Origin of the sequence: Clostridium sp. CF012 (assembly GCF_018861755.1) — a bacterium.
Lineage (GTDB): Bacteria > Bacillota > Clostridia > Clostridiales > Clostridiaceae > Clostridium_AD.
The window spans coordinates 174593-188334 of record NZ_JAHLEF010000004.1 but is presented as its reverse complement, the minus strand read 5'-3'; the positions used below and the strand labels follow the sequence as shown (position 1 = coordinate 188334).

13 protein-coding genes are annotated in these 13742 nt (G+C 32.3%); 11 read left to right on the top strand and 2 right to left on the bottom strand.

Going from position 1 to position 13742, the window contains the following annotated elements; genetic code table 11:
• Positions 1-106: 106 nt before the first annotated feature.
• Positions 107-652, top strand: coding sequence for an NADH peroxidase (locus KPL50_RS06595; protein WP_216297657.1), 546 nt, complete (start codon positions 107-109; stop codon positions 650-652).
• Positions 653-715: 63 nt separating this feature from the next.
• Here KPL50_RS06595 and KPL50_RS06590 read toward each other — a convergent pair whose 3' ends face one another.
• A complete protein-coding gene (locus tag KPL50_RS06590; RefSeq protein ID WP_216297656.1) occupies positions 716-1036 on the bottom strand; it encodes a DUF1540 domain-containing protein in 321 nt (106 codons plus the stop codon).
• 251 nt (positions 1037-1287) lie between these two features.
• Between KPL50_RS06590 and KPL50_RS06585 the strand changes: the two genes are divergently transcribed.
• The 6 genes from KPL50_RS06585 to KPL50_RS26905 all read left to right on the top strand — a co-directional run bounded on the left by KPL50_RS06585 (position 1288) and on the right by KPL50_RS26905 (position 5842).
• Complete coding sequence (locus tag KPL50_RS06585; protein ID WP_216297655.1) at positions 1288-2148, top strand: sensor histidine kinase; 861 nt, start codon at positions 1288-1290, stop codon at positions 2146-2148.
• Between the two features lie 134 nt (positions 2149-2282).
• Complete coding sequence (locus tag KPL50_RS06580) at positions 2283-2792, top strand: NfeD family protein (RefSeq protein WP_216297654.1); 510 nt, start codon at positions 2283-2285, stop codon at positions 2790-2792.
• Between the two features lie 43 nt (positions 2793-2835).
• Positions 2836-3828 (top strand): flotillin-like protein FloA, encoded by a 993-nt coding sequence (gene floA / locus KPL50_RS06575; RefSeq protein ID WP_216297653.1) that lies wholly within the window; start codon positions 2836-2838, stop codon positions 3826-3828.
• Between the two features lie 5 nt (positions 3829-3833).
• Positions 3834-4088 (top strand): hypothetical protein, encoded by a 255-nt coding sequence (locus KPL50_RS06570; RefSeq protein WP_216297652.1) that lies wholly within the window; start codon positions 3834-3836, stop codon positions 4086-4088.
• A 6-nt stretch (positions 4089-4094) separates the two neighbouring features.
• Positions 4095-4838: a LytTR family DNA-binding domain-containing protein gene (locus KPL50_RS06565; RefSeq protein WP_216297688.1), complete on the top strand. Its 744-nt coding sequence runs from the start codon at positions 4095-4097 to the stop codon at positions 4836-4838.
• A gap of 704 nt (positions 4839-5542) precedes the next feature.
• Positions 5543-5842, top strand: coding sequence for a hypothetical protein (locus KPL50_RS26905; protein ID WP_253200480.1), 300 nt, complete (start codon positions 5543-5545; stop codon positions 5840-5842).
• Between the two features lie 55 nt (positions 5843-5897).
• On the opposite strand, the gene KPL50_RS06555 is transcribed toward KPL50_RS26905, so the two are convergent.
• On the bottom strand, positions 5898-6668 hold the full coding sequence (locus tag KPL50_RS06555; RefSeq protein ID WP_216297651.1) for a 3'-5' exonuclease: 771 nt from the start codon (positions 6666-6668) through the stop codon (positions 5898-5900).
• 281 nt (positions 6669-6949) lie between these two features.
• Between KPL50_RS06555 and KPL50_RS06550 the strand changes: the two genes are divergently transcribed.
• From KPL50_RS06550 to KPL50_RS06535, 4 genes are all read left to right on the top strand, one after another.
• Positions 6950-9112: a DNA topoisomerase III gene (locus KPL50_RS06550; RefSeq protein WP_216297650.1), complete on the top strand. Its 2163-nt coding sequence runs from the start codon at positions 6950-6952 to the stop codon at positions 9110-9112.
• 204 nt (positions 9113-9316) lie between these two features.
• Entirely contained in the window at positions 9317-10099 is a 783-nt protein-coding gene (locus tag KPL50_RS06545; protein ID WP_216297649.1) for a pseudouridine synthase, read from the top strand.
• Positions 10100-10618: 519 nt separating this feature from the next.
• Positions 10619-11548, top strand: coding sequence for an O-antigen ligase (locus KPL50_RS06540; RefSeq protein WP_216297648.1), 930 nt, complete (start codon positions 10619-10621; stop codon positions 11546-11548).
• 251 nt (positions 11549-11799) lie between these two features.
• Positions 11800-13575 (top strand): M3 family oligoendopeptidase, encoded by a 1776-nt coding sequence (locus KPL50_RS06535; protein WP_216297647.1) that lies wholly within the window; start codon positions 11800-11802, stop codon positions 13573-13575.
• Positions 13576-13742 lie beyond the last annotated feature (167 nt).

The window sequence follows — 13742 nt, the reverse complement described above, 5'->3', positions numbered from 1 at the left end:
ATTAGTTATTTCTGTATTTGTTAAATGTATTATTTATAATCTTTGACTAAAATATATGAAAAAGAAAATACTATACTGAAAAGTATTTTTTGTAGGAGGATTATAAATGAAAAGATTTGTTTGCACAGTATGTGGATATATCCATGAGGGAAATGAGCCACCAGAGATATGCCCAATTTGTAAGGCTGATAAAAGTAAATTTAATGAAGTAGAAGATGACTTAGCATGGGCAGATGAACATATAATTGGAGTGGCAGGGGATGTTGATAGTGACATTGTAAATGACCTAAGGTCAAATTTTATAGCTGAATGTACAGAGGTTGGCATGTACCTTGCCATGTCAAGACAGGCGGATAGAGAAGGCTTCCCGGAGATTGGTGAAGCATATAAAAGAATTGCGTTTGAAGAAGCAGAGCATGCATCTAAGTTTGCAGAGATGTTAGGTGAAGTGGTTAAGCCGAACACTAAAGAAAATTTAAAGGCGCGAGTTGAAGCGGAGTATGGAGCCTGTGCTGGAAAGAAAAAGCTTGCAGCTCTTGCAAAAGAAAAAAATCTTGATGCTATTCATGATACAGTTCATGAAATGTGCAAAGATGAAGCAAGACATGGAAGAGCTTTTAAAGGGCTTTTAGAAAGATATTTTGATAAATAAATAGGTCTAAAGGGTCACTTAGTATGGATACTAAGTGACCCTTTTTTTCTTAAAACTATTTACTTATGTGATTTTAAATGTTGAACAATTAGTTTCTAGGTAGAGATTCACATTATCGCCACTGACATCTATAGACTTAGCATTACACAGATTATTAGAGTTATAGGTGCAAGTACCTACATTGCAGGTAATAGCGCTGCACTTGTTGCCACTGTCATTAATATTATTTGTAAGATCGCTATAGATTTTGGAGTCTAAAAAAGATGCACAGCAAGTGTCACAATCTTCTTTAGCACTCTTTCCACCAACATTTATTATGTTAGCAAAGCAGGCATTTTCATTATTATGGGAGCAATTTGAAACGCTACAATTAATTTTTGTCATTATATCTCCTCCTTAGGCATCTTCAAAAAAATAACCAGTCAATTTGCTAGTTTTTTTGGATTCCACAATGTATCTATTAAGAAGTTTAACCAAAAATAAAAGAAAATATTTATAATAAAGATGTTAGTAGTATTTATAAAAATAGGTTTACAGTTAATGGTAATAATGCTGTATTTAAATAATAAACATTTCCTTATAGCATATTATTTGGTAAGCTATAAAGTGTAAAGTATAGGAGGCACTAGAAATATATGCAGAAAAAATTAAATATTAATAAAACTATAATAACAGTAATTGTTTTAAATATAATTCAAATTATCACCATTTTAACAGTGATATTATACAATTATTTCAATGAAAATCTTATGAACTTTCAAGAGAAATTTAATAACGGGGAATTGATTATATATGTATTAATAATTCTTAGCGTTATTAACAGCTTTTTTGTTGTTAAAGATATTAGTTCTTTAAATGAACATAACATTGAGTACAGTATGTTAAAGGATACTTTGGGACAGCTAGAAAACTTAAATAAAACTCTTAGAGGTCAAAGGCATGATTTTATGAATCATTTACAAGTAGTATATAGTTTAATGGAAATGGAGGAATACACTGAAGCCACAGGATATATTGAAAAGGTGTTTACAGATATTCAAAGGATAAACAAGGTATTAAAAACCTCAAATCCTGCAGTTAATGCACTGCTTCAAGCAAAAATAATCTATGGAGAAAAAAGAGGAATTAAAACAGAAATTGTAGTAACCTCTGCACTAGAAGATTTAAGGGTGCCAGCCTGGGAGTTTTGCAGAGTGCTTGGCAATATTATCGATAATGCTATTTATGCACTTCAAGAGCTGGGTGAAAATAAGATTATTAAAATTGAGCTATTTGAGGATTTAAAGACCTATAGATTTAGGATTAAAAACAATGGGCCTAAGATTTGCGAAGAATGGATTAATAAAATTTTTGAAACTGGAGCTACTACAAAGGGGGATAAGGGAGAGGGCATGGGGTTATCTATTGTAAAAGATATCCTTAAAAAATATGAGGGAGATATTGAAATACTTAGTGATAATGAGGCTACTATTTTTGAGGGTTGGATACCAAGATAAAAAATACAATACTGTAAATATGACATTTTAGACAAGCATATGTATTCTTTAGCAATTATCTATTTTTTAAAAAACATATAGGGTATATTGTATTGTCATAAGGTAAACATATAAATTTTTAAGGGGGTGGTGGTATGGAATTAATAAGTTTTTTATCCAATATAAGTGGGATTGCTATTATCTGCTTTGCTTTTGGGTTTATATTTGTGATTGTAGAGATGTTTCACCCAGGGTTTGGTATACCAGGAATATTAGGTGCAATACTTCTTGTTGTAGGGGTAGTACTTGCTTGTAATAGCGTTATGGAGGTATTGGTACTTCTGGGCATTATAATTGCAATACTCGGAGTAATGCTTAATTTTGTTTTGAAATCTGTAACCAAAGGACGTCTTTCGAAAATTCTTATTTTGCATGAAACTCAAAAAAAGGAAGATGGTTACATAGGCACAGAGGATTTGGAATACTTTGTAGGGCAAGAAGGTGTTACATTAACAATTTTAAGACCCTCAGGTATTGCAGAGATAAATGGAATAAAAATGGATGTAGTTTCAGAAGGTGAATTTATTTGTGAGAATACCAAGGTTAAAATTATAAAAGTAGAAGGAAGAAGAATTGTTGTAAGAGTGCTTACTGAAAGCAAATAAGGATATGTTAATTGATAGTATTTTAATATAAGGGGGTAACATTATGGAAAGTAATATTGCTATAGTTATTATTATAGGAGTTGTAGCGTGTTTTATAGCTTTGTTTTTCAGTTTTATACCAGTAGGATTGTGGATTTCAGCTTTAGCTGCAAATGTAAAGGTTAGTTTTTCAACTATGATAGGTATGAGACTCAGAAGGGTTTCACCTAAGAAGATTGTGCTACCACTAATAAAAGCAACAAAGGGTGGAGTAGAAGTAAGCGTAAATCAATTAGAAGCCCACTATTTAGCTGGAGGGAATGTACAAGCGGTAGTAAATGCACTAATTGCATCTCAAAGATCAAGTATGAATTTGTCTTTTGAAAGGGCAGCAGCCATCGATCTTGCGGGTAGAGATGTACTTGAAGCAGTGAAAATGAGTGTAACACCAAGAGTTATTGAAACGCCAAATGTTTCAGGAGTTGCAAAGGATGGAATTGAACTTTTAGCAAAGGCAAGAGTAACAGTAAGAGCTAATTTAAATAGATTAATAGGTGGAGCGGGAGAGGCAACAGTGCTTGCTAGGGTTGCGGAAGGCATAGTAGCTACAGTAGGTACTGCAAATTCTCATAAGGAGGTTTTAGAAAATCCGGATGCTATATCTAAAACAGTTCTTGCAAAAGGACTAGATGCAGGTACGGCTTATGAAATATTATCTATTGATATTGCAGACATAGATGTTGGAAGAAATATTGGTGCACAACTTCAGACACTTCAAGCTGAGGCTGATAAAAATATTGCCCAGGCAAAAGCAGAAGAAAGAAGAGCCATGGCAGTTGCAAAGGAGCAGGAAATGAGGGCAGCAGTAGTGGAAGCAGAAGCGGAAATTCCAAGAGCTCTAGCCGCAGCATTAAGAGAAGGAAAAATGGGAGTTTTGGATTATTATGATATGCAAAATGTAATAGCAGATACAAATATGAGAGAAGCTATTTCTAAGGGGGGAAAGAGTAAAAAGAAAGAAAATATGAATACTGTACCTAAGAATATTGAGGGGTAGAAGCTATGTTTAAATCTATAACAAATGGAGAACTAATAGAAATGCAAACAGAAGAGCCTAGAAAATCAGTACCAATGGAATATGACAGGTACACTGACTTAACTACAATTAAGAATGAAAACCTTGAACCACAGCAGTTGGAAGTAGAGAAAGAAGAAATGCCATATTTCGATTTAGATTTCAAAGGAGAAAATATTATGCAAGCAATGGTGTATTCCGAAATATTTGCTAAACCAAAGTCAAAGAGAAGGAAACGGTGATTATTGTTGGAATTTAAAGTGTTAATAGGAGACGATGAAGAGGGCATGAGAATGATCCTTAGAAAAGCCATTGAAAAAGTAGAAGGATTTAAATTAATAGGCGAGGCAGCTGATGGTGAGGCTGTCCTCACCTTTGTTGAAGAATCAAGGCCACAAGTTGTATTTCTAGATGTGGAAATGCCCAAACTTAACGGAATAGAATGCGCAAAACGAATAATAGATGTAAATCCTAAAACCATAATAGTTTTTGCTACTGCTCATGCTACCTATATGACAGATGCGTTTCAACTTTATGCTTTTGATTATCTTGTAAAGCCTTTCAAACTAGACCGGGTTTACCAAACTTTAAACCGTATTAAAACACTAAATGGTGAGGAAAATAAGGAAGTAATGCACAAAATAATCCGCTACGAAAATGGTCTAAATAAAATACTAATTAAAAATAAAGAAGGTATAAGCTTTGTAGATACAAAAGATATAGTTATTATTCAGAGAGAAGACAGAAATACGGTTATTTATACTGTAGATAATAGTTATATTACATCTGAAGCATTAAGCGAATTAGAAGAAAGACTAGATAAGAATCAATTTTTTCGAAGTCACAAATCTTATATTATAAATCTTTCTATGATTTATAAAATTTATCCTTATGGTAGATGGACTTATGTGATAAAACTAAAAAATACTGATAAAGATGCTCTTCTTACCCACGTTCGGTATGAGGTGCTAAAAGATATATTTAGCTTATAGTGAAAAGCCTGATATACTAAAATAAAAACAAACAAATAAATATATTTTAAATTCCTTTTAAAATTTGGTGTTTTTACACCAACCAATGTGGTATAATAAAAATAATGTAGTAAAAGTAAACATGCGTATTATAGAGAAAAACTCAAATGTTAATTAAAAATTAGGGAAATGTTAAAGTTATACGCAACTTTAAAGCCCATATAGAAATCTGAAAGAAATAACATGTCAAAAATGTAACTGACTAGTTGTTTTTTTGAAGATTCTTAAATAGAAGAAAGAGGTGTCCTATTATAAATAAGGAAAAGAAAACAGAAGAAACTAAAGTTGAGATTAAATCCAACAAACACCAAATATTAGAAGAAGTTACAATTTTAAAATTAGTCAAAAAAGATGGTACAACTATTGAAGGCAAAATAGATACTGTTGATTTACAAAGAGTATTAGAAAAGGGTCTTTGGTTTGCAGAGTGGAACAAAGAGCTTAATAATTACTTAGCACAAAATTTAGGTAGTTACTATATTGAAGAAAAAAAATATAGAAGAAAGCAAGGTCTTCAATCTTTCATTTTAGATGTTCATCCAAAAGCGCCTGTTAGACATATCAATGGAGATTCACTTGATAACAGAAAAGCTAATTTAGAAGTATATAATCAAAATACAATAAATGATTATGAAGAACTGGATGGAGAAACTGTTGCTGTAATATTGAGAGATAGATATGGTAAAGAAAAATCAAGGACTATAATAGATAAAGAAGATCTAAATAGAGTAATTAATAATGGTTATACTTGGGTTCTATTTAAAAAAGAAACTGAGCCTTATGCTATAGCAAATACTCCTGAAGGAAAAATATTTTTAAATAGATATATAATGGGTACAGCTGAAGATATGGTTACTCATCCTATAAATCTTAATACCTTAGACAATAGAAAAGCTAATTTAGAAAATAAAAGAGCAGATTTAGAATTTGTTAAACCAGGCGAGGAAACAGAAACTGAAAACTAATAAGAATACTAAAAGCAGTATAGAAGATTGTTCTATACTGCTTTTATTCATTTGGTTATTTATTCGGGCTCTGAGGGATTTGAAATTGATTTGTTTTGCCCATAATATAAGCTAGGTTAATTATAGATTTTTCCTCCGCAGTCATTTCTCTCTCAAACATTTTTTCGAATTGTCTCATTAAATTACAGGTATCAAGTTTGTAATTTTCAGTAGAAGACCTGTCTAAACGTTTGTGTTTATGGGGATTATAAAGCCTAGCTTTAATTTCATTGCTATGAATTTTTTTAAAAACTTCGGCCGTGTAGAAGGCGTCGTTGAAAGCATCATGAAATTGGTTTTCAATTGGTATACCTAGTAGTTTAGCTGCATTGCCTAGTCCAATATTGATTCCCTTTTGGCAGTTAAGCGCACTAGAAGCATAGGATTGTATGTTTATGTATTCTGTGGGCACCATAGTTGAATCCAATTCATGATACTCTATATTACGAAATAATTCTTTTATATCTGCCACGCCCCATACACATAATACACTTTTATCAGCTTTCATAAATTCTATAAATTCACTGTACATTTCTTTAAAGGATTTGCCACTATTTAGCTCATCAATTGTTATTCCAGTGAGTTCTTTTACAAAGGGATTAAGGGTAGTATATATTTCTGGCTTTATTAATACATCTAGAGCCCCAATTCTCTCTAAATTTTCATTTAGCTTTACGGCACCTATCTGAATTATTTCGAAAGGACATTTAGGGTTTGTTAAAGTTTTAGGTTCCACTCCAAAATTGTAGCCCTGGTTAAATTCTAAATCAAATATTATATAGTTCATTAAATTACCTCTAAATTTGTTTATTTTTTTGAATATCCATTATATAGTATATCATTTATAATCATAAAAAACACATGCACTGTTTTTCTAGCTTAACAAAAAAATTGAACAATCCCTACAAAGTAGTTTATAATATAGATAGTATGTATATTATATTTTATAGGATTTTGTACATATTGGGTTGATGGTATTATTTGTAGCGGTATAATTACCTAATGACGAAGTGAAAAAACTGATTAACACACAGTAAATTATTGAACATAAGAAAGGAAGTTTTATATATGGGAAAAATATTAGTTTTAGCAGAAAAACCCTCCGTTGGAAAAGAGCTTGCAAAAGTCTTAAATTGTAGTCAAGGCGGAAATGGGTATTTAATGGGACAAAAATATATTGTAACTTGGGCACTGGGACATCTTGTTACACTAGCAGGGCCTGAGGATTATGATCAAAAATATAAAAGTTGGAAAATGGAAGATCTTCCGATGTTACCAAAGGATTTAAAATTGGTGGTTATTAAAGAAACCTCAAAGCAATATAAGGTTGTGAACGAACTTCTTAAAAGGGCTGATGTAGATGAATTGGTTATAGCCACAGATGCTGGGCGTGAAGGGGAACTTGTGGCACGTTGGATTATTCAAAAATCAGGCTTTAAAAAGCCAATAAAAAGGTTATGGATCTCCTCCCAAACTGAAAAAGCAATAAAGGATGGATTTGCAAGTCTTAAACCTGGAAGAGACTATGAAAATCTATTTTGGGCAGCACAATCAAGAGCAGAAGCAGATTGGCTTATAGGACTTAACGTTACAAGAGCCTTAACTTGTAAATATAATGCTCAATTATCAGCTGGAAGGGTACAGACGCCGACTTTAGCACTTATTGTTGATAGAGAAAACGAAATAAAGAAATTCGTTGGAAAGGATTTCTGGACGGTAAATGGTAAGGTAAATAATTTTACAGTGAATTGGTCCAGTAAAAATGGAGAATCACGTACCTTTGACAAACAAAAGGCAGAGGATGTAGTTTCTAAGGTAAACAATCAAATGGGCACAGTAGTAGAGGTAAATAAAGCTTTTAAAAAAGAACTTCCACCACTTGCATATGATTTAACAGAGCTTCAAAGAGATGCAAATAGAAAATTTGGGTACTCTGCAAAACAAACTCTTAATTTAATGCAGAGATTATATGAAAATCATAAGCTATTATCTTATCCAAGAACAGACTCTAGATATATTACTACGGATATAGTAGCTACACTACTTGATAGATTAAAGAGCATAGCAATAGGACCTTATGAAAAAGCCGCTAGAAATATAATAAAAAGTAGAATACAAACTACAAATAGACTGGTGGATAATAGCAAGGTTTCAGACCATCATGCTATAATTCCTACAGAGCAGCATGTAGATTTATCAAGCTTAAACAAAGAAGAGAGAAGCATTTATGACTTAGTTGTAAAAAGATTCTTAGAAGTTCTAAGCCCAGCTTTCGAGTATGAGCAAACTACTGTAAAGATAGATGTAAAGGGTGAAAGTTTTTCAGCAAAAGGAAAAATAGTTAAGTCAAAGGGATGGAGAGAAATAAGCAGTTCTGATGATGGGGAAGATAAGGATCAGTCTCTTCCACCAATTAATAAAGGGGAAGCAGTTAAACTTACTTTGGCTCGGTCAGTAAATGAAAAAACAAAGCCACCTGCTAGGTATAATGAAGCTACGCTGCTTACCGCTATGGAGCATCCAGGAAAAGATATACAAGATGAGAGTTTAAGAGAGGCTTTGGATAATACTTCAGGCCTTGGAACTCCTGCTACACGTGCAGATATAATTGAAAAACTATTTAATATCTTTTATATGGAGAGACGCGGTAAAGATATTTTCCCAACCTCAAAGGGAATACAGTTAATAGACTTGGTTCCACAAGAATTAAAATCTCCAGAGCTTACTGCTAAGTGGGAAAAACAGCTTCAACTTATAAGCAAAGGAAAAGCAAATTCTATGAACTTCGTAAGGGATATGCGAGAATATGCATCAAAGCTTGTGAAGAATGTTGCAGCTTCTAGCGATATATACAAACATGATAATGCTACAAGGGTTAAATGTCCTGAGTGTAGTAAGTACCTTCTGGAGGTTAACGGCAAAAGGGGCAAAATGCTCGTATGTCCAGATAGAGATTGCGGATACCGTAAAGGCGTTTCACAAGTTTCAAATGCACGCTGCCCTACTTGTCACAAGAAAATGGAGATTAGAGGCGATGGAGATAATAAAATTTTCGCTTGTGGTTGTGGCTATAGAGAAAAACTTTCAGCTTTTACTAAGCGTCGCGAAAATGAAAAAGGTGCTTTAGACAAAAAGGATGTTAGTAGATTCCTTAATCAACAGAATAAGAAAGATGAACCAACTGGTAATTCTGCTATGGCGGAGGCTTTTGCTAAATTTAATTTAAAATAGCTAGTGCCACCCACGTGGCAAGTGGCATGTGTGGAATGTTAGGTAAGAATTGAAGTGTGATTTATGTTCCCTCGGACTTATATGTTTGAGGGGATTTTTGTTTAGGTGTCTCCATCGTTAAGGTAGGGTGACTGAATTATTTCATGTACAGTAATAGTAAGAGGGACATAAAATGATTTTTCAAAGGAAGAGAAGTGATGAGATATGAGATTAGATAAATTTTTAGCAGGATCAGACCTTGGAAGGAGAAAAAAGGTTAGGATTTATATCGAAGAAGGTATGGTGAAGGTAAATGGAGACGTGATAACAGAACCTGCAATAGAAATTAACGAAAGTTCTGATGTTATTGAGTATCGTGGTAAAGCAGTTAAATATAATGGAAAAGTATATTATATGTTTAATAAACCTGCTGGCTACATTACTGCAAGAAAGGATACAGTTAATAAAACAGTATTTGATTTTTTTGAGAATGTTAACATGAATGGAGTATTTCATGTTGGAAGATTAGACAAAAACACAGAAGGATTACTGCTCCTTACCAACGATGGTGAATTTGAACATCAATTAATGTACCCACAAAAGCATGTTGAAAAAACTTATTTTTTTTGGGCTTTGGGTTCTTTAGACGAGGAAGATAGGGAGAAATTAGGGCAAGGAGTTTACATTGGGAAAGGTGAGATACTAACGAAGCCTGCAAAAATAGAAGTGCAAAAATGTGGAATGTATAAAGAGTTTAAATATGAGATGCCTATTGAGAATTTATGCAATATAGATTCAAACCATTATAACCAGCCAGTTGTCTCTGGATATCTTACTATTTCAGAGGGACGTAAGCACCAAGTGAAGCGTATGTTAAAGGCAGTAGGCTGTTATGTGGTATATTTAAAGCGGGTTTCCATTGGAGGATTAATGTTAGATGAATCAATGGAAAAGGGTCAGCATCGATTTTTGACAACAGTGGAAATTCAAAAGTTATTGGGGAAATGATATCTTCTTTTTCCTTTATTAGCTTTAACGACATTTCACGTTAATGTATGGATTATTTTTAGTTTTTATAATTATTAAGCTAAATCTAAGGCTTTTTTAATATGTTTTTAATATTAGGATTATATAATATAAAATAGGGGAATGTTTATAGACACGGGCTATCAAATATTTCTACTAATGATATCATCTTCTTCATTCCCATTTTTTCTCTTTTATTACTAGATATTTTAGCAGGAATAATTTCAGGGCAAGAACATTTATTGTACAAATAAGAAGGAGTGTATATTCTTATAAAAGAAAGTGGGTTTTATTATAGGCATTTTAGTTTTACTAATAGTCATTTCCCCTTATACCAACATAATACCAGCCATATACATGACATATATGGTGTTGTTTAGAAAAGTGAGCATACACAAAAATCACTGGAATATAGGGCTTTGTTTACTATTTATTTGGTCCTTGATAGTAAGTTTTGTAAACTGTAGTTTTACATCAATTGCTGCGTCTTTTGTTCTCTTTATGTATCTATGCATTAGTATATTTTTGCAAGATTATTGTGAAAATGAAAATAAGGTGGAAAAGATATGCAGGTATTTAGTGTTTTTTTCATTGTTATCAGCGATTTTTGGAATTATTGAGAAAGTTACATATTTATATTTTAATTATAATATTTGGGCGAAATTTCTTGAATTTACGTCTCAGCCAGTATTTAATGACAGAATATATAGTACCTTTGGAAACCCCAATGTAGCGGGTAATTGGTTTGCTATAATGATTCTTTTAGGTCTTTATTTCTGTAGCACTACATCTAAAACCACAAAAATATTCTATGGAATATCAACACTTTTTTTTATTATAGCATTGTACCTAACAGGGTCACGGGGTGCTTTTATGGGGCTGTTATTTGGACTTTTTATTTATTATCTTCTTAAAGGCAATAAAAAAGATAGGTGGCTGTTTATAACAATATTTATACTTACAGCCGGAGTTACATTTATGCCGTCACAGATTTTAGAAAATGTAATTGGACATAATTTTGACAGTTCATTTACTAGTCGTCTTGGGATATGGAAGGGATGTTTAAAAATGATAAAGCTTAAACCTATTATAGGTTGGGGACTTATGGGCATTACAGACCATGGAGCATATTTTATGAAAGGTTACTATTATGCAACATTATTCCATGGTCATAATATCTATATTACTATTATGACCTCACTTGGAATTGTTGGGCTTATCATATATGCTTATATGAAGATTAATTTATTCCGGAATTTAAAGATACTTCATGGACAAGATTGTAGGTTGGTTCCAATGCTAGCGGGCATTCAAGCTGTAATAATCGGGCATGGATTGGTTGATTTTACAATGATTGCACCGCAAACGGGGTTATTATTTATAGCTAGCTCAGCCATAATAAGTGCTCTTGCAAAACAATATAATAATTAATAGGATAGATTTATTATAGTTAAAATGCTAACAGGGAATTAAAAAACCTGTTTTTTTTGACTAAAGATATAATTGGAGTGATAAGGTCGATATTTTCCTCTAGTCACAGTTACGCATTTGCTAAAGGCTAAGTATAGATAAAAACAAAATTTTAAATGGTAAATTAATGGTATAATGTATTAATTAAGCTAATAAAGGTTTGCAAAGAATAATTTACAACAAATTATATTTGTAGAAAAGGAGTGATTAAAATGGTTAATGAGACGGGTAAATGGAGTTTAAAAGAGCTTTATTCTTCTTTTGAAGGATCAGATTGTAAAAATGATATTATATTATTTGAAGAACTTATTAAGACGTTAATAAATTGGGGTAAAAATAACTTGAATAGCTATGAAGATGTTGCCCTCAAGTTAGAGTCCTATGTAGATAAAATGGAGGAATTTTATAGGCTAAATAGCAGAATAAGTGCCTTTTGCAGTTTAAGTATTTCAGCAAATGCAAGTAACTTTAGTGCGAAAAAATGTTTAAGCAAGATAGAAAAAATGGAAACTAATCTTACAGAAGTTAAAGTTAGCACTGCAAAATGGATAAGTAATATGGAAGATTTAGAGGGTGTTATAAATTCTTCTGATAAGCTAAAAGAGTATGAGTTTTATTTTAAGGAAATTAAGTCTAAAAGCTCTCATATGTTAAGCCAGCAGGAAGAAATGTTAATAGCGAAAATGCGTTTAACAGGTTCAAGTACTTGGTCAAAATATAGAAATCATATAACTGCCAGCCATAAGGTAGAAATAGAGTTAGATGGTAAAATTCAAAGTATAGGTATAAATGAAGTTAAAAATATGCAGTTTTCAAAGGACGGGGAACTTAGAAAGAAAGCTTATTTTGCTGAAAGAAAGAGCAATGATAAAATTGCGGAGGGAGTGCTTGCAGCATTAAATGCTATAAAAGGTGAGGTAATTACTTTAAGTGAAATTAAAAAGTATAAATCACCCCTTCATAGAACCTTAGAAGACTCTAGAATGGATGAAGAAACTTTAAATGTTATGATTGAGGTTATGGAGGAAAATTTACAAGAATTCCAAAGATATTTTTTAAAGAAAGCAGAGTTACTAGGACATAAAGGCAAACTACCATATTATGATATTATGGCTCCTGTAGGAAATAAAAATATGGAGTTTACATTTGAACAAGCAAGAGAGTTTATAGTTAAGCATTTTAGTTCTTTTTCAGATGAAATGGGAGAACTGGCAGTAAAAGCATTTGAAAATAGATGGATAGATTGGGAAGTACGCGAGGGGAAAAGAGGAGGAGCTTTCTGCAGAAATTTACATTGCATAAAAGAAAGTAGAATTTTATGTAGCTATAATAATAACTTTAAAAATGTATGTACCTTAGCACATGAACTTGGACATGCTTATCATGGAAGGATGCTTCAAAAAGAAAGTGTTTTAAATTCATCATATCCAATGCCCCTTGCAGAAACTGCATCAATTTTCAGTGAAACTTTAGTAAGAAATGCAGCACTAAAAACAGCAGACACAGAGGAAGCATTATCAATTTTAGGTACAGATCTTGTAAATTGCAGTTCTGTAATTGTAGATATTTATGCAAGATATATTTTTGAAAAGGCTGTATTTGAAAAAAGAAAAGAAGGGGAATTATCATTAGAAGAAGTAAAAGATTTAATGATATGGGCGCAAAAACAAGCTTATGGAGATGCCATTTCGCAGGAGACACTAGACCCATTTGCATGGATTCATAAAAATCATTACTACTATCCAGATGCTAACTTTTATAATTTTCCATACGCTTTTGGATTGTTATTTTCGAAAGGGCTTTACAATATGTATTTAAATGAGGGATGTTCATTTGTGAAAAAATATAATGAATTATTGTGTATCACAGGTAAATCTACTATATATGATGTTGCAAAATCAGTTGGTATAGACATGCATGATAAGGACTTCTGGCGAGGTTCTATGAATATTGTGAAAAAGGAAATAGAGGAGTTCTGTAATAGCTAAGTAACTGTAGTATTAGCAAGTGGGATATTAAAGGTTGAGGAGTTTGATTCTGAGCTCAATGAACTTGGAGAAAAAGGGTGGGAATCGTATCCAGCTTTAATCACTGCTTAAATTTTTTTGCTTTTGTGTTACAATGTATTACATACAACGAAAAATATAGAAAAATG

Coding starts and splice junctions, on each gene's coding strand:
- KPL50_RS06545 (WP_216297649.1), top strand. CDS start 9,317: ATGAGATTAGATAAATTTTTAGCAGGATCAGACCTTGGAAGGAGAAAA.
- KPL50_RS06550 (WP_216297650.1), top strand. CDS start 6,950: ATGGGAAAAATATTAGTTTTAGCAGAAAAACCCTCCGTTGGAAAAGAG.
- KPL50_RS06580 (WP_216297654.1), top strand. CDS start 2,283: ATGGAATTAATAAGTTTTTTATCCAATATAAGTGGGATTGCTATTATC.
- KPL50_RS06535 (WP_216297647.1), top strand. CDS start 11,800: ATGGTTAATGAGACGGGTAAATGGAGTTTAAAAGAGCTTTATTCTTCT.
- KPL50_RS06570 (WP_216297652.1), top strand. CDS start 3,834: ATGTTTAAATCTATAACAAATGGAGAACTAATAGAAATGCAAACAGAA.
- KPL50_RS06595 (WP_216297657.1), top strand. CDS start 107: ATGAAAAGATTTGTTTGCACAGTATGTGGATATATCCATGAGGGAAAT.
- KPL50_RS06540 (WP_216297648.1), top strand. CDS start 10,619: ATGTATCTATGCATTAGTATATTTTTGCAAGATTATTGTGAAAATGAA.
- floA (WP_216297653.1), top strand. CDS start 2,836: ATGGAAAGTAATATTGCTATAGTTATTATTATAGGAGTTGTAGCGTGT.
- KPL50_RS06585 (WP_216297655.1), top strand. CDS start 1,288: ATGCAGAAAAAATTAAATATTAATAAAACTATAATAACAGTAATTGTT.
- KPL50_RS06590 (WP_216297656.1), bottom strand. CDS start 1,036: ATGACAAAAATTAATTGTAGCGTTTCAAATTGCTCCCATAATAATGAA.
- KPL50_RS06555 (WP_216297651.1), bottom strand. CDS start 6,668: ATGAACTATATAATATTTGATTTAGAATTTAACCAGGGCTACAATTTT.